The organism is Citrobacter sp. Ce129 (assembly GCF_030334545.1).
In the GTDB taxonomy this organism is placed as follows: Bacteria; Pseudomonadota; Gammaproteobacteria; order Enterobacterales; family Enterobacteriaceae; genus Citrobacter; species Citrobacter europaeus.
Genome location: NZ_JAOWDS010000065.1, coordinates 645,709 through 662,804 on the forward strand (window position 1 = coordinate 645,709; position 17,096 = coordinate 662,804).

Sequence of the window (17,096 nt, forward strand, 5' to 3'; positions counted from 1 at the left end):
ATACCTCACCAAAAAAAAGGGCTGACCTTTGTCAGCCCTCACGATTATAGCGGGTCTACTTTCAGGCAGGAAACGGCGTGTCGGAAACTTCCTTCGAGAACCGGACGCGTTTTTGCGCATTCCGGTCCGGCAATCGGGCAGCGCGTACGGAACACGCAGCCGGAAGGAGGGTTTATCGGCGACGGTAATTCGCCTTCCAGCAACTGGATAACCTTGTTCCTTTCCTGATCCGGATCGGGGATCGGCACCGCAGACATCAGCGCTTTGGTATATGGATGCAGCGGGTTATGGTACACCTCGTCATAGGTCCCTAATTCCACAGCATGGCCGAGATACATAACCAGCACGCGGTCGGAGATGTGTTTAACCACCGCCAGGTCGTGGGCAATAAAGATTAACGATAATCCCATTTCACGTTGAAGCTGTTGCAGCAGGTTCACCACCTGGGCCTGAATGGATACGTCCAGCGCCGAAACGGGTTCATCGCAAATAATCAGCTTCGGTTCGAGGATCAACGCACGGGCAATACCAATACGCTGACACTGACCACCAGAAAACTCATGCGGGTAGCGGTTAATCAGGTTGGGCAGTAATCCAACCTTCATCATCATCGCCTTCACACGGTCGCGGACTTCCTGACCCGGCAGGTTTGGATGATAAGTCCGCAGCGGTTCGGCAATGATTTCACCAATGGTCATACGCGGGTTTAACGATGCCAGCGGATCCTGGAAAATCATCTGGATATCGCTGCGCACCTCCCGCCACTCATCGGGTTTCATGCCCAGTAAATCTTTACCCAGCCAGGCGACCTTTCCATCAGTGGCTTTCACCAGGCCAATGATCGCACGGGCAAAGGTCGATTTTCCGCAGCCTGATTCGCCTACCACGCCCAGGGTTTCACCTTCATACAGCCGTAGGGTTACGCCATCAACCGCCTTCAGGGTTTTAGACGGTTGCCAGAACCACTGTTTGCCATCTTTAATGTCGAAATGGACTTTAAGATCGGCAATCTCCAGGAGCACTTTTCGTTGTTCGGTGACCGCATTCATACCAGTTCCTCCACCGGTTTAAAGCAGGCGCGCAGACGGCCCGGACTAAATTCCTCCAGTGGCGGAGCACTGCTACAGATGTCCATCGCATGCGGGCAACGCGGCTGGAATGGACAGCCTTTTGGCAGGCGCAGCAGGTTCGGAGGGTTGCCAGGGATAGTCAGCATCTCTTCCCCTTCGGCATCCAGACGAGGTACGGCATTCAACAAACCAATTGAATACGGATGAACGGGTTTATAAAAGACATCCCGCGCGCTACCGTATTCCATAGTGCGTCCGGCGTACATCACCAGAACTTTATCGCAAATACCAGCAACAACCCCCAGGTCATGGGTGATCATGATAATCGCAGTGTTGAATTCACTTTTCAGTTCATTCAGCAGCGTCATGATTTGCGCCTGTACCGTCACATCGAGTGCGGTGGTCGGCTCATCGGCTATCAGTAATTTAGGCCTGCACAATAGCGCCATGGCGATCATTACGCGCTGACGCATGCCGCCGGAAAATTCATGCGGATACATTTTCATGCGTTTACGCGCTTCCGGCATTTTCACCGCATCCAGCATTCTGACAGACTCTTCAAAAGCCTCCGCTTTGCTCATGCCTTTATGCAGCATCAGAACTTCCATCAACTGCTCGCCGACCCGCATGTACGGATTGAGGGAGGTCATCGGGTCCTGGAAAATCATCGAGATTTGCTCAGCGCGCAGTTTGTTCAGCTCACGTTCCGGTAAGTTCAGAATTTCACGCCCATTGAAGGTTGCAGAACCCCCGATACGGCCATTTGCGGCCAGCAGGCCCATCAGAGCAAAGGCCGTTTGCGATTTACCCGAGCCGGATTCCCCGACAATCCCCAGCGTTTCTCCGGCTCGCAGAGAAAAGTTTAAATCGTTGACCGCAGTCACATCGCCATCGGGGGTGGCAAACGTCACGCGCAGATCTTTTACGTTCAGCAGTGCGTTAGCCTGTTGTTGCGCGAGCGGCGCGGTTGAGGTTTCAATTACGCTCATGGCTGCACTCCTTAACGGTCTTTCGGGTCGAGGGCATCACGCAGGCCATCGCCAATAAAGTTAAAACAAAACAAAGTGACCACCAGGAAACCTGCCGGGAACAGCAGCAGCCATGGTGAGACTTCCATCGAGTTGGCACCATCACTGAGCAGCGCGCCCCAACTACTTAACGGTTCTTGCGTACCTAATCCCAAAAAGCTGAGGAAGGATTCAAACAGAATCATGCTCGGCACCAGCAATGAAGCGTATACCACCACTACGCCCAGCACGTTCGGCACAATATGACGGATAACGATGCGTACGGTAGACACTCCACCCACTTGTGCTGCTTCAATGAACTCTTTGCGCTTGAGACTCAGCGTTTGTCCACGCACGATACGCGCCATATCGAGCCAGGAGACCATTCCGATAGCAACAAAAATCAGCAGGATATTTTGTCCAAAGAAGGTAACCAACAGGATCACAAAGAACATGAAAGGGAAGGAGTTGAGGATTTCCAGCAGACGCATCATCACCGAGTCGATTTTACCGCCGAGATAGCCCGACAGAGAGCCGTACAGCGTACCGACGACTACCGCCACCAGCGCCGCGGCAATGCCGACCATCAGCGAGATACGCCCGCCAATCGCCACACGAACCAGCAGGTCACGACCCGACGAGTCGGTGCCGAAATAGTGTCCGGACTCCGTATCCGGCGCGCTGGACATCATGCCCCAGTCGGTATCGAAGTAGGTAAACTGCGACAGCATCGGCGCCAGCGTCACAAACAACGCAATGATCACCAGCACCACCAGGCTTGCTACCGCCGCGCGGTTATGCATAAAGCGTCGACGCGCGTCTTGCCACAGGCTGCGGCCTTCGACCTCCAGCTTTTCACTGAAATTCTCCAGCGCTTCGCTGTTTTTCTTACTTAACATCATAGCGAGCTCCAGTATCAGTAACGAATTTTCGGGTCGATAACGGCATACAGCACATCGACAATCGCGTTAAACACGATGGTCAGCGTACCCACCAGAATGGTCAGGCTCAGAACCAGCGAATAGTCGCGGTTTAACGCGCCATTGACGAACAGTTGGCCAATGCCCGGCAAACCATAGATGGTTTCAATAACCATCGAACCGGTGATAATGCCGACAAATGCTGGCCCCATATAGGACAGCACGGGCAACAGCGCAGGTTTTAACGCATGGCGGAAAATAATCCGCCGCATCGGCAGCCCTTTAGCGCGTGCGGTACGAATAAAGTTAGAGTGCAGTACTTCAATCATCGAGCCGCGAGTAATACGGGCGATACTGGCGATATAGGCCAGTGACAAGGCCACCATCGGCAGGATCATAAATTTCAGCGCCCCGCCGTTCCAGCCCCCACCGGGTAGCCATTTCAAGGTTATGGCAAATATCATGACCAATAAGGGAGCGACCACGAAACTGGGGATAACGACCCCGGTCATTGCCACCCCCATCACCGTGTAATCCCAGCGCGTATTTTGCTTCAGCGCGGCTATCACCCCGGCGCTAACGCCCACGAGGACGGCCAGAATAAAGGCGGCAGCGCCAAGCTTCGCAGAAACCGGAAAGCTCGAGGCAACGAGGTCGTTTACCGTATAGTCTTTATATTTAAAGGATGGCCCAAAATCGCCATGTGCCAGTTGCTTCAGATAGCTGAAGTACTGCGTCGAGATAGGATCATTCAGATGATATTTCGCTTCAATATTTGCCAGTACCTCTGGCGGTAACGCGCGTTCTCCGGTAAATGGGCTTCCCGGCGCAAGGCGCATCATAAAGAATGAAATTGTAATAAGAATAAATAGCGTCGGAATCGCTTCCAGACAGCGACGTAATATGAATTTTAACATTGCCCGTACCTTCTGGCGTGTGCCTTTATACCCCTTCTGCCCCGACGTTCAGGTAAAGCGGTATTTATAGTTCGAAGAAAAAGACACTGTGGGGCAACCTTGATCGCCCCACGTCTTGCCATTAATGCTTGATAATATACAAGTCTTTAACGTGGATATTATCCATCGGGTCTTTACCGGAGTATCCGCCAACCCATGGTTTCACCAGGCGGGCGTTCACATAGTAATAAACCGGTACAATCGCAGAATCTTTATCCAACTGCTGCTCTGCTTTTGAATACAGTTCGCTACGCTGTGCTTCATCGGTCACTTTCAGCGTATCCGCAATCAGCTTATCAAAAGCCGGGCTCTTATAATGGACGGTGTTGTTAGAACTGTCGGAAAGCACCATGTTCAGGAAGGAGGTTGGTTCGTTGTAATCCGCACACCAGCCAGCACGCGAAACATCATAGTTACCCTGATGGCGCGTATCGAGGAATGTTTTCCACTCCTGGTTTTCCAGCTTCACGTTGGCGCCCAGATTTTTCTTCCAGATAGATGCCGCGGCGATAGCCAGCTTCTTATGCAGGTCTGAGGTGTTATACAGCAGGTCAAAGGTCAACGGTTTTTCAGCGGTATAACCGGCTTCAGCCAACAGTTTTTTTGCTTCTTCGTTACGTTTTTCCTGAGACCATTTGAACCACTCTGGCTCAACCAGTTTCGCGCCATCTGTGTAAGGAGGGGTAAAGCTATACGCAGGCAGGTCGCCCTGATTTTTCACTTTGTTGACGATAATGTCACGATCCATCGCCAGCTTCAGAGCGGTACGAACACGAACATCGTTGAACGGTGCTTTCTGGTTGTTGATTTCGTAATAATAGGTGCACAGATACGGGTCAACGTGAACTTCGTTCGGGATTTCTTTTTTCAGTTTCTGGAATAACTCGATCGGCATGTTGTTATAGGTCATGTCGATTTCGCCGCTGCGATAGCGGTTAACGTCAGTCACTTCAGAAGCAATTGGCAGGTAGGTCACCTGGTTAATCACCGTTTTAGCGTTGTCCCAGTAATTGGCATTACGTTCAAGTACAATGCGCTCGTTGACCACCCAATCTTTCAGTTTGTATGCGCCATTGGTGACGATATTAGCGGGCTGGGTCCATTTCTCACCGTATTTTTCAACCGCTGCTTTAGGAACCGGTGAAACAGATGAGTGCACAAGCAGTTTGTAGAAATAAGGAACAGGCTCGCTCAGAGTGACTTCAAAGGTATGGTCATCAAGAGCTTTAACACCGAGATCGGTGACCGGCTTTTTGCCGGCGATAATATCATCAATATTGACGATGTGACCGTACTGCAAATAACTGGCGTACGGTGACGCGGTATTTGGGTTAGCCAGTCGTTGCCAGCTATACACGAAATCTTGCGCGGTGACAGGCGTGCCGTCAGACCACTTAGCATCTTTACGCAGATGGAATGTCCAGACTTTAAAATCTTTATTTTCCCATTTCTCAGCCACGCCAGGCGATGGTTTGCCATCGACATCACTGATTAATAAACCTTCAAACAGATCGCGGCTAATGTTGGATTCAGGTACACCTTCGATTTTATGCGGATCGAGCGACTGAACTTCCGAACCATTATTACGCACCAGAGTCTGCTTTTCAGCAAGCTGTACTCCCGCTGGCACAACTGCCGCCGTGGCAACATTTCCAGCGACTAGCGCAGTTAAGATCCCCGCAGCTACTAAACTTTTTTTGGTGATGTTAGTCATTGTGTTTGTACTCCCTCATTATTATGGCTGGTTTTTTAACCAGACTGTTAATCCTGTCAGGATCACTGTACGGCATCGGAGATTTTCTGCCGTCAGGTCGTTTTTTGTTTTACTGCTTGCTATCACCGACTTTATTTATTCTGGCGATTCGTATGACCGCCTTACGTCGATTATCTACGAGCCTCCCCCTGCCGGAAACACGCTATTACCCTGTTGAGAGAAACTAACTGCAAATGATTCTCATCAACGTGAATTCTTCTGCATAATACCTGGCCGGAAAGTATCAAATGCGTTTCTTAACCGCCAATACATTTTACAAATTTGTTAACCAATTCTCTTTTATTGGAAATAAATCTCACTAAGAAAGTCTTACGAATGAAGGCCTGTTATAATAAATCTATAAAAATCAATGCACTACATCAAGCACGGTGTTAACTACCCTGTCCGGAGTCAACATCATGCCAAAATGCACATAAATTTAACAATTGGTTATTAATTAGCACATTCAACTGAAAAAAACGCTGAAATAACTAATAACATTTCGATAATCCTTCAGCAAGCCCCAGAGTATGATGTTAATTAAATAACAGCGATATCAGACTCTCTCTGGCGGACGGATGAGTGTTACATTCATAAAATCAATGAATAAACAAATGAATAACCATCAGCATTTTTTATTATTACTATGCTGATTTTCAACTTTAGTGAGAAGTTTTACTAATAATGAAAAGAAACGGAGCCGCAAGCGGCTCCGTTTATCCCGCAGAGGGATATCAGGCAAGCAAACCGGGGAAAATGGACTTGATTCCAGTCACGATGAATTCGATCCCCAGAGCCATCAACAACAACCCCATAATACGCGTAATGACGTTGATGCCGGTCTGGCCTAACAGTCGTACCAGCCATGGCGCCATGCGAAACAGTCCCCAACAGCACAGGGCAAACAACGCAATCGCGACGAAAAAGCCAAACAGGTTAATTGCACTGTGATAGCGCGTACCCCAAACGATAGTTGAGCTTATCGCCCCAGGCCCCGCCATCAGTGGCAACGCCAGTGGCACTACACCAATACTTTCACGAATTGCTGTTTCTGATTTTTCCTGTTTATTTTGCTTATCTTCGCCAAGTTTTCCGCTAATCATCGACATCGCGATAGTCACTACCAGAATGCCGCCGGCAATCCTGAACGAATCGATCGAGATACCGAAGAGTTGCAAAATACCGTCGCCAAGGAACAGTGAAGTCCACAGGATGATAGCAACTGACAGGTTTGCAGTGAGGTTGGTTTTGTTTCGCGCAGCAGCCGTTTGATAGCTGGTCATACTGATAAAGACAGGGATGATCCCTACCGGGTTGACCAATGCAAATAACCCAATGAAAAATTTAAAATAGACAGGAAAATCAAATAGCGTTTGGGTCACGGTTAGCTCCGAAGCGTTAGCCGGATAAAATGAGTCATAAAAATTGATAAAATCCGCGCTGAAGATACGCCTTTTGTCAGCATACTTCACCTCCTATCTGCGTATATCTACGTAAATACGCTACCAATAGTTAGTGTTATTAATATGTATTGAATATGCTAATGTTATTAGCATTCACCCCATCAATTTGTTAACACTTACCGATAAACGCTAAAAGGGCCTGCTGAAAGGTGTCAGCTTTGCTAAATCTTGATCCAGATCACGCAATTACTACTCAGAAGTGAGTAATCTTGCTTACGCCACCTGGAGATAACGCGTTAGAGTTAACTGGCGCTAGTGCATAAGCTCTTTTAGTAAATCAAGGTAAAGTGGACGTTAATTAACCGTTTGATTTTCAAAACGTTACACAAATTTTCGTCGGTCTGTCTATACTCTCGTATCGAGCAGATGATTTACTAAAAAAGTTTAACATTATCAGGAGAGCATTATGGCTGTTACTAATGTCGCTGAACTTAACGCACTTGTAGAGCGCGTAAAAAAAGCCCAGCGTGAATATGCCAGTTTCACTCAAGAACAGGTTGACAAAATCTTCCGTGCCGCCGCTCTGGCTGCCGCAGACGCTCGAATCCCTCTCGCGAAAATGGCCGTTGCCGAATCTGGCATGGGCATCGTCGAAGATAAAGTGATTAAAAACCACTTCGCTTCCGAATACATTTATAACGCATATAAAGACGAAAAAACCTGTGGCGTGCTGTCTGAAGACGACACTTTCGGTACCATTACCATTGCTGAACCGATCGGTATCATTTGCGGTATCGTTCCAACCACCAACCCGACTTCTACTGCAATCTTCAAATCTCTGATCAGCCTGAAGACGCGTAACGCCATCATCTTCTCTCCGCACCCACGTGCTAAAGATGCAACCAACAAAGCAGCTGACATCGTTCTGCAGGCAGCCATCGCTGCTGGCGCCCCGAAAGATCTGATCGGCTGGATCGATCAACCTTCCGTAGAACTGTCTAACGCGCTGATGCACCACCCGGACATCAACCTGATCCTTGCGACAGGTGGCCCAGGCATGGTTAAAGCAGCATACAGCTCTGGTAAACCGGCAATCGGCGTAGGCGCAGGTAACACCCCGGTTGTTATCGACGAAACCGCTGATATCAAACGTGCTGTTGCATCTGTTCTGATGTCTAAAACCTTCGATAACGGCGTAATTTGTGCTTCTGAACAGTCTGTTGTCGTTGTTGACTCCGTCTACGACGCAGTGCGTGAGCGTTTCGCGACTCACGGCGGCTACATGCTGCAAGGCAAAGAGCTGAAAGCAGTCCAGGACGTTATCCTGAAGAATGGCGCGCTGAACGCGGCTATCGTTGGTCAGCCGGCATACAAAATTGCTGAACTGGCGGGCTTCTCCGTACCAGAAACCACTAAGATTCTGATTGGTGAAGTTAAAGTTGTTGACGAAAGCGAACCGTTTGCTCACGAGAAACTGTCTCCAACGCTGGCAATGTACCGTGCGAAAGATTTCGAAGACGCCGTTATTAAAGCTGAAAAACTGGTTGCGATGGGCGGTATCGGTCATACCTCTTGCCTGTACACCGACCAGGACAATCAGCCAGAACGTGTTGCTTACTTCGGTCAGATGATGAAAACCGCACGTATCCTGATTAACACCCCAGCATCTCAGGGTGGTATCGGTGACCTGTACAACTTCAAACTCGCGCCTTCCCTGACTCTGGGTTGTGGTTCCTGGGGTGGTAACTCCATCTCTGAAAACGTTGGTCCTAAGCACCTGATCAACAAGAAAACCGTTGCTAAGCGAGCTGAAAACATGTTGTGGCACAAACTTCCGAAATCTATCTACTTCCGTCGTGGCTCTCTGCCAATCGCACTGGATGAAGTGATTACCGATGGTCACAAACGTGCGCTGATCGTGACCGACCGCTTCCTGTTTAACAATGGCTACGCTGACCAGATCACTTCTGTTCTGAAAGCTGCTGGCGTTGAAACCGAAGTGTTCTTTGAAGTTGAAGCTGACCCAACTCTGAGCGTTGTACGTAAAGGTGCTGAGCTGGCTAACTCCTTCAAACCAGACGTGATCATCGCGCTGGGTGGTGGTTCCCCGATGGACGCCGCGAAAATCATGTGGGTTATGTACGAACATCCAGAAACCCACTTCGAAGAACTGGCGCTGCGCTTTATGGACATCCGTAAACGTATCTACAAGTTCCCGAAAATGGGCGTGAAAGCGAAGATGGTTGCCGTCACCACCACTTCCGGTACCGGCTCTGAAGTAACTCCGTTTGCGGTCGTTACTGACGATGCAACGGGTCAGAAATATCCGCTGGCTGACTATGCGCTGACTCCGGATATGGCGATTGTTGACGCCAACCTGGTTATGGATATGCCGAAGTCACTGTGTGCGTTCGGTGGTCTGGATGCAGTAACTCACGCTCTGGAAGCTTACGTTTCCGTACTGGCTTCTGAGTTCTCTGACGGTCAGGCTCTGCAAGCGCTGAAACTGCTGAAAGAAAACCTGCCAGCGTCTTACCATGAAGGTTCTAAAAACCCGGTAGCGCGTGAGCGTGTACACAGTGCAGCAACCATCGCCGGTATCGCGTTTGCTAACGCCTTCCTGGGTGTATGTCACTCAATGGCGCACAAGCTGGGTTCTCAGTTCCACATTCCTCACGGTCTGGCGAACGCCCTGCTGATCAGCAACGTTATTCGTTATAACGCCAACGACAACCCGACTAAACAGACTGCATTCAGCCAGTACGACCGTCCGCAGGCTCGTCGTCGCTACGCTGAAATCGCAGACCATCTGGGTCTGAGCGCACCGGGTGACCGTACTGCTGCAAAAATCCAGAAACTGCTGGCCTGGCTGGAAGAAATCAAAGCTGAACTGGGTATTCCTAAGTCTATCCGTGAAGCTGGCGTTCAGGAAGCTGACTTCCTGGCACACGTGGACAAACTGTCTGAAGATGCGTTTGATGACCAGTGTACTGGTGCTAACCCACGTTATCCGCTGATTGCTGAACTGAAACAGATCCTGCTGGATACCTACTACGGTCGCGAATACAGCGAAGGCCAGGCCGCCGCTAAGACTGAAGCAGTAGCAGCACCGAAAGCTGAGAAGAAAGCGAAGAAATCCGCTTAATTCGTCCAGATAAGTTTTAGTTTCACCATAAACGGTCCCTGATGGGACCGTTTTTTTTACGTCTTGCTTTTTTAGAATCGGCGTATGACCCATTCAGCGACATGTAGAGAAGTGTGACCAGGAGGATATGAGAATATCGTCAGGAGAGAGCCTGACAGGGTAGCGAACATTAGCGAATGGTCGTAAGCCTACCCTGTGCTAATAAGCGCCCAGAAGCGCGTAGAGTTAGTCGTGGCAATGCCGTTCTTGTATCGCCGTCAGAGAACCCTCAGACTGTGCCTGTTTATAATGCTTACGACATACAGATACATAGCGTTCATTCCCACCGATCACCACCTGCTCGCCCTCATTATAAGGTCTTCCAGACTGATCAAGTCGTAACACCATGCTGGCCTTACGCCCACAGAAACAAATGGTTTTTAATTCAACCAGTTTATCTGACCATGCCAGCAGGTATTCGCTACCGCCAAATAACTCACCGCGGAAATCTGTGCGCAACCCATAGCACAGCACGGGAATATCCAGCCGATCGACCACTTCAGATAATTCATAAACCTGCTGTCGAGTCAGAAACTGCGACTCATCCACCAGTACGCAGTGAATTCTTTGCTGTTCATTCTCAGCGCGAATCTCTTCGAACAATGATGAATTTTGGTTAAACAATTTTGCAGGTGACGACAGACCTATACGTGAACTTACTTTTCCAGCGCCAAAGCGGTCATCAATTTCCGCTGTATATACAACGGCACGCATCCCACGTTCCTGATAATTGTACGAAGATTGCAGCAATGCAGTCGACTTACCGGCATTCATTGCAGAATAGTAAAAATATAGCTGTGCCATTGAGCGTAGGCCCTCACCCGGGGAAATAAATATGGGCGGGATTGTAGCATATTTCACGAAAGTGTCGGTGTAGCGTTGTCCGCAAAGGCGTATAAATGCACGTGCATACTCGCTCAGTGACGCCTAAATAACCGACCCTTTAAGCTACAAGGGAGCGTGAGTACACTCAGACATAGCTCAGGCAGCCTGAAACTGGACGGGTATATACACACTCTTTCACAAATAGTGCTCATGAAATTTATCCATGCCACTTATCTTCTTGCGGCAATAAAGAAACCCTTTCCTTATTGTTATTGAATCTACCCACTGTCACCATGTATTAGTGAATTCATGTAAGCAAAACTAATACAAAAGGTTGAAATCACTGCAAAGAGATACTATTTGTACACCATAAAATGTGACCTGAATCTTGAATTTTTACTCTCAGCCGCGGAGAAGCCCCCTCACCAATAAGCCTTTTTTATGCCCAACATCGTGGTGAATTTAAGACAGATGAATTAATTCTGATACTAAATAAAGCGCAATTTTGAATTCCTTACATTCCTGGCTATTGCACAACTGAATTTATCGCTCTATTATTAGCTCAACAAACCACCCCCAATATAAGTTTGAGATTACTACAATGAGCGAAGCACTTAAAATTCTGAACAACATCCGTACTCTTCGTGCGCAGGCAAGAGAATGTACTCTGGAAACGCTTGAAGAAATGCTGGAAAAATTAGAAGTTGTTGTTAGCGAGCGCCGTGAAGAAGAAAGCGCTGCAGCTGCTGAAGTTGAAGAACGTACTCGTAAACTGCAACAATATCGTGAAATGCTGATCGCTGACGGCATTGATCCGAACGAACTGCTGAATAGCATGGCTGCTGTTAAATCTGGCACCAAAGCTAAACGCGCTGCGCGTCCGGCTAAATATAGCTACGTTGACGAAAACGGTGAAACTAAAACCTGGACTGGCCAGGGTCGTACACCGGCTGTGATCAAAAAAGCGATGGAAGAACAAGGTAAACAACTGGACGATTTCCTGATCAAGGAATAATTCAGAAATAGTTTGCTTAAAATCCCGCCACTGGCGGGATTTTTTTTTACCTGTACTTCACACAGTCCCTACCCGGATTAGGTATAAAAAAACGGTGCTGGATTAGCAGCACCGTTCAGACCTGATAATACCAGGAGGTTACTTCTTAATACCCATCTCATCTTCCAGCCAGGCTTTAAATTCAGCGCCGAGAGTATTATGGCGAATACCATATTCAACGAACGCCTGCATATAGCCCAGCTTATTACCACAGTCATGGCTTTTGCCCTTCATGTGATAAGCTTCAACCGTTTCTTTTTCAATCAGCATATCGATAGCATCGGTCAGCTGAATTTCGTCACCCGCTCCTGGAGGCGTTTTTGCCAGCAGAGGCCAGATATCCGCACTAAGGACGTAGCGTCCCACCACGGCCAGATTAGATGGCGCAACATTCGCTTTCGGTTTTTCAACAACGCCAACCATCGGTACGCTTTCGCCTGGCGCTAATTCCACGCCTTTACAATCAACAACACCATAAGCGGTAACATCTTCTACCGGCTCAACCATAATCTGGCTGCTGCCTGTTTCATCAAAACGATGAATCATTTCGGCAAGGTTGTCGCGTGATAAATCAGATTCGTATTCGTCGAGAATCACGTCCGGCAGGATAACGGCAACCGGCTCATCGCCAACAACCGGGTGCGCGCACAATACCGCGTGGCCCAGACCTTTGGCCAGCCCCTGACGCACCTGCATAATAGTGACATGCGGCGGACAAATAGATTGCACTTCTTCCAGAAGCTGGCGTTTTACACGTTTTTCCAGCATAGCTTCAAGTTCAAAGCTGGTATCGAAGTGGTTTTCAATAGAATTTTTAGACGAGTGAGTTACAAGTACAATTTCAGTGATGCCCGCAGCAATACATTCGTTTACGACGTACTGAATTAATGGCTTATCAACCAACGGTAGCATCTCTTTCGGGATTGCTTTCGTAGCCGGTAACATCCTGGTTCCTAATCCCGCAACCGGGATAACGGCCTTTTTGACTTTTGAATTAAGGGCAGCCATTTAAAACTCTCCTGGACTGTTCATGTATTGAACGTGTTCATCAATCTGTATCGCATCCAAGTATATCAGTACCGCGACAAGCTTCTGGTCTGAAAAGGACGCGCATCGGTATAATTAAGATAAATACGAATAAACCTGGCGCTGATAGTAGCACTCACAACATGAGGGGGGTGAGCCAATTTCATTCCCACTCCTATCGGTTGTTCATTCCGCAGACAACATCAGGCGCAGGCGACCCCCAGCCCCCCAAATTTGGCACTGCCAGGACTCGCAACGTTGGCTCAGTTGATTAAGATATGCATTCCCTAAGGTTCCTAATGGAACACCATTGCTGATTTGTACATTGTGGGAACCTGTATTTAATGTCGCATTCAGCCCCGCTGATACCAAAATCAGGTTTTTTAATCCGCTGTGGTAATAGCCAACCAGCAGAGGAAATTGTCCGGGCAAATTAGCCTGACGCAATAAATGGTTTACCTGTTTCAATAACGCACCCAGCTCTGGCAATCGTTGATTTTGATGCGCCAGTTGTTCCTGCAGCAAACCGTTAAATAGCGCTCGCAGTAATAATGCCGCCAGAACGCCATTATCCCCTGCCCGCGTCACATCCAGACAATAAAACGCAAGGTCATGGTCCGATAGCGGCGCAATATCCAGTACCAGCCCCGGCTGATCGGCGGCCACCAGCTGGCGATAGTTGATCCGACATTGCGAAATCACTTGCGACACCGGAGGCTGTAATTCTTGCAACAGCTTCGCTGCAGCAGCAGGATCACCAACCATCGCATCCCAGTCGCGAAATAGCCGCTCTTCTTCTTCCACGCGTGAATTAAACATATTGGGATACAGGCAGGCAAAGACCGTTTCTCGCAGGCGATTAAGATCTTTCACCGGCTTTAACAGAACATCATCGACACCCAATCGTAGCGCTTTGGCTATGTCGGACATATTTTCCGTCGCTGATATCACCAGGATTGGGGTCTGATCGCCACGATTACGCAGATACTCCACCAGCTTGAGACCATTCATGCGCGGCATAGCCAGGTCGCAGATCATCAGGTCGGGTTTAAAATGCCCGAGTAAATCCAGTGCTTCAAGTCCGTCGCCAGCTACCGCCGTTGTCGCTCCCAAAGAGGAAAACCATGAGTCCATGAGTGAGCGAAATACCGGCTCATCCTCAACGATAAGAATCTGTTTTCCGACCAATGGCTGCGTCATATTCTCCCCCCTGACTGGCTTTACTAAATAGTGGCATGCTATTGCTACTCACGCCTGTCAGAATTTGCTTAAGTGTTAATAAAAAAATGCGTTAGACGTTGGTTTTCACCAGGGGTAGAAGCTCATCCATTTTCTTCTCGACCGCCAGTTGTCCGGCAGCAATTGCTGCGCTGGCACGGTGAAAATCCAGCGTGGATATTTGCGGACAGAACGGCTGAATCAGGATATCTGGCGGGTCACCGGCCATACGGTTACGTTTCAGACGGTTTTCCAGAACCTGAATAGACGTCGTCATGATCTCCATCGCCGTCGGCGCGGTCACCGTACGCCTGGCCGTTATATTGCTCAAGCGCTCTTTCAGGCGGGCACGCCATGAGAGTTCGTCAGCATCCTCACCCGTTTCGGTATCACTGCTGACGTTGAAGGAGAGTAAATCTTGCTGCATGAGATGCGCATCGTGTTGCAGATCAACGGCAATAACAATGTCGGCGCCCAGCGCACGGGTTAGAGACACAGGAACGGGATTTACCACCGCGCCATCGACCAGCCAGTAACCATTATGCGCCACGGGAGACATCAAACCAGGAATACTGCAGGAGGCCCGGACAGCCAGGTGCAAATCACCTTCGGTGAACCATAGCTCCCGCCCCGTACTCAGATTAGTTGCCACTGTGGCGAAACGTCGGGTGCATTGCTCAATCGCTTCTACCGGCATGACATTACGGTACTGATTAAAAACCCGTTCACCACGCAGTAAACCGCCCCTACGCCACGAGAGGTCCATCAGACGTAAAACGTCCCAATAGCTGAAAGAACAAACCCACTGTTCTAGAGCAGGTAACTTATTGCATGCGTAGGCTGCACCAACCAGCGAACCAATGGAGCACCCTGCCACGATATCAACATCAATGCCCATATGCTTTAGGGCTTTAATAACGCCAATATGCGACCAACCTCGCGCCGCGCCGGAACCTAGCGCCAGCCCAATTTTTATTTTTCTCATTGTACGTACAAACTTCCCCTGGCTTGCAGACGTAGCAACATCGCTACCGCTCAGTTAACATAGTGCCACTCTGGCGTTTTTACGCCGTTTTTTTATTCCAGGGAGTACTTTGTGTCTCAGCTTTGTCCCTGTGGTAGCGCTGTCGAGTATAGCCTATGTTGCTACCGTTATGTGTCCGGCGCGCAAGTAGCACCTACGCCGTCACATCTCATGCGTTCTCGTTACTGCGCTTTTGTGATGAAAGACGCAGATTACCTTATCAGAACCTGGCATCCGGACTGTCATGCCGCCGCGTTTCGCGACGACATTATCGCAGGATTTGCCCACACCGAATGGCTCGGGCTGAACGTTTTTGAACAAGACACGGCAGACACAGATAATGTCGGCTATGTCAGCTTTGTTGCACGGTTTTCTGAACAAGGTAAAACAGGCGCAATTATCGAGCGCTCTCGTTTTTTAAAAGAAAACGGTCAGTGGTACTATATAGACGGTACACGCCCTCAAATTGGACGAAACGATACCTGCCCTTGTGGCTCCGGTAAAAAATTTAAAAAGTGCTGCGGCTAATCAACGCCCGACAGTATCAATTTTGCAAACATTCTCAACAGGATCACCGCTGCAAATGCATTCATTACAACGAAAAGTGCTGCGTACTATTTGCCCCGACCAAAAAGGTCTGATCGCACGCATTACGAATATCTGTTACAAGCATGAACTGAACATCGTGCAAAACAATGAGTTCGTGGACCACCGTACCGGGCGCTTTTTTATGCGTACCGAACTGGAGGGTATTTTTAACGACGTCACGCTGCTTGCCGATCTGGATAGCGCCTTACCCGGTGGCTCCATTCGTGAATTAACGCCAGCAGGACGCCGCCGTATCGTCATTTTGGTCACCAAGGAAGCACATTGTCTGGGCGACCTGTTAATGAAGGCCAATTATGGCGGTCTGGATGTTGAAATCGCGGCAGTTATCGGCAACCACGAAACGCTGCGCCCTTTGGTTGAACGGTTTGATATTCCGTTTGAGCTGGTCAGCCACGAAGGTTTAACGCGTGACGAACACGACCAGAAAATGGCCGACGCTATCGACGCGCACCAACCAGACTATGTCGTGCTGGCAAAATACATGCGCGTTTTGACGCCAACGTTTGTTTCACGCTTCCCGAATAAGATTATCAATATCCACCATTCATTCCTGCCGGCGTTTATTGGTGCTCGTCCTTACCATCAGGCTTATGAGCGCGGTGTGAAGATCATCGGCGCAACGGCTCACTACGTGAATGATAACCTCGATGAAGGTCCAATCATTATGCAGGACGTGATTCACGTTGATCACACCTACACCGCAGAAGACATGATGCGTGCGGGTCGTGACGTTGAGAAAAATGTATTAAGCCGCGCGCTGTACCAAGTGCTGGCTCAACGCGTGTTTGTTTACGGCAACCGAACGATTATTCTGTAATCGATTGATAATTTAATTGGTTACCTTTACATCTTTACGCGTAAAAATCAGGCAACCAGTTCTTTTTTATCAACGGAATACTTTACAGGGGCGCATCATTTGATATGATGCGCCCCGCTTCCAACGGAAGCAGGCCAGTAACTAGCATTACCCCTGGTGGGGTTCCCGAGCGGCCAAAGGGAGCAGACTGTAAATCTGCCGTCATCGACTTCGAAGGTTCGAATCCTTCC

General features: G+C 49.0%; 14 protein-coding genes and 1 tRNA gene. 5 read left to right on the forward strand and 10 right to left on the reverse strand.

Annotation, left to right across the window (positions count from 1 at the left end):
• Positions 1–44: 44 nt before the first annotated feature.
• The 6 genes from oppF to ychE form a co-directional block, all read right to left on the reverse strand.
• Positions 45–1,049 carry a murein tripeptide/oligopeptide ABC transporter ATP-binding protein OppF gene (gene oppF / locus OGV77_RS16980; RefSeq protein ID WP_003020696.1) on the reverse strand — a complete coding sequence of 335 codons (1,005 nt, stop codon included), beginning with the start codon at positions 1,047–1,049 and terminating at the stop codon, positions 45–47.
• A complete protein-coding gene (gene oppD / locus OGV77_RS16985; protein ID WP_043016133.1) occupies positions 1,046–2,059 on the reverse strand; it encodes a murein tripeptide/oligopeptide ABC transporter ATP-binding protein OppD in 1,014 nt (337 codons plus the stop codon). Before oppD ends, oppF begins: the two co-directional genes overlap by 4 nt.
• Positions 2,060–2,070: 11 nt before the next feature.
• A complete protein-coding gene (gene oppC / locus OGV77_RS16990; protein ID WP_003020701.1) occupies positions 2,071–2,979 on the reverse strand; it encodes an oligopeptide ABC transporter permease OppC in 909 nt (302 codons plus the stop codon).
• A gap of 14 nt (positions 2,980–2,993) precedes the next feature.
• Positions 2,994–3,914, reverse strand: coding sequence for an oligopeptide ABC transporter permease OppB (gene oppB / locus OGV77_RS16995; protein WP_003020708.1), 921 nt, complete (start codon positions 3,912–3,914; stop codon positions 2,994–2,996).
• A gap of 121 nt (positions 3,915–4,035) precedes the next feature.
• Positions 4,036–5,667 carry an oligopeptide ABC transporter substrate-binding protein OppA gene (gene oppA / locus OGV77_RS17000; protein WP_043016132.1) on the reverse strand — a complete coding sequence of 544 codons (1,632 nt, stop codon included), beginning with the start codon at positions 5,665–5,667 and terminating at the stop codon, positions 4,036–4,038.
• Positions 5,668–6,440: 773 nt separating this feature from the next.
• The gene (gene ychE / locus OGV77_RS17005; protein WP_047413468.1) at positions 6,441–7,088 is read right to left on the reverse strand and encodes an NAAT family transporter YchE; all 648 of its coding nucleotides are present in this window, start codon (positions 7,086–7,088) and stop codon (positions 6,441–6,443) included.
• 487 nt (positions 7,089–7,575) lie between these two features.
• Here ychE and adhE point away from each other — a divergent pair, with 487 nt between their 5' ends.
• Positions 7,576–10,254: a bifunctional acetaldehyde-CoA/alcohol dehydrogenase gene (gene adhE, locus OGV77_RS17010; protein WP_043016131.1), complete on the forward strand. Its 2,679-nt coding sequence runs from the start codon at positions 7,576–7,578 to the stop codon at positions 10,252–10,254.
• 225 nt (positions 10,255–10,479) lie between these two features.
• On the opposite strand, the gene tdk is transcribed toward adhE, so the two are convergent.
• Positions 10,480–11,097 (reverse strand): thymidine kinase, encoded by a 618-nt coding sequence (gene tdk / locus OGV77_RS17015; RefSeq protein WP_043016130.1) that lies wholly within the window; start codon positions 11,095–11,097, stop codon positions 10,480–10,482.
• A 622-nt stretch (positions 11,098–11,719) separates the two neighbouring features.
• Between tdk and hns the strand changes: the two genes are divergently transcribed.
• Entirely contained in the window at positions 11,720–12,133 is a 414-nt protein-coding gene (gene hns / locus OGV77_RS17020) for a histone-like nucleoid-structuring protein H-NS (protein ID WP_003020723.1), read from the forward strand.
• 138 nt (positions 12,134–12,271) lie between these two features.
• Here the strand turns inward: hns and galU are convergent, their stop codons facing one another.
• From galU to rssA, 3 genes are all read right to left on the reverse strand, one after another.
• On the reverse strand, positions 12,272–13,180 hold the full coding sequence (gene galU / locus OGV77_RS17025; protein WP_016153274.1) for a UTP--glucose-1-phosphate uridylyltransferase GalU: 909 nt from the start codon (positions 13,178–13,180) through the stop codon (positions 12,272–12,274).
• 204 nt (positions 13,181–13,384) lie between these two features.
• Positions 13,385–14,398 (reverse strand): two-component system response regulator RssB, encoded by a 1,014-nt coding sequence (gene rssB / locus OGV77_RS17030; RefSeq protein WP_043016129.1) that lies wholly within the window; start codon positions 14,396–14,398, stop codon positions 13,385–13,387.
• A gap of 91 nt (positions 14,399–14,489) precedes the next feature.
• On the reverse strand, positions 14,490–15,401 hold the full coding sequence (rssA, locus tag OGV77_RS17035; RefSeq protein WP_043016128.1) for a patatin-like phospholipase RssA: 912 nt from the start codon (positions 15,399–15,401) through the stop codon (positions 14,490–14,492).
• Between the two features lie 111 nt (positions 15,402–15,512).
• Here rssA and OGV77_RS17040 point away from each other — a divergent pair, with 111 nt between their 5' ends.
• The 3 genes from OGV77_RS17040 (at position 15,513) to OGV77_RS17050 (ending at position 17,096) form a co-directional block, all read left to right on the forward strand.
• The gene (locus OGV77_RS17040; protein ID WP_043016127.1) at positions 15,513–15,968 is read left to right on the forward strand and encodes a YchJ family protein; all 456 of its coding nucleotides are present in this window, start codon (positions 15,513–15,515) and stop codon (positions 15,966–15,968) included.
• Positions 15,969–16,023: 55 nt separating this feature from the next.
• On the forward strand, positions 16,024–16,866 hold the full coding sequence (purU, locus tag OGV77_RS17045) for a formyltetrahydrofolate deformylase (protein WP_087050484.1): 843 nt from the start codon (positions 16,024–16,026) through the stop codon (positions 16,864–16,866).
• A gap of 163 nt (positions 16,867–17,029) precedes the next feature.
• Positions 17,030–17,096: transfer RNA gene (locus OGV77_RS17050), tRNA-Tyr, on the forward strand.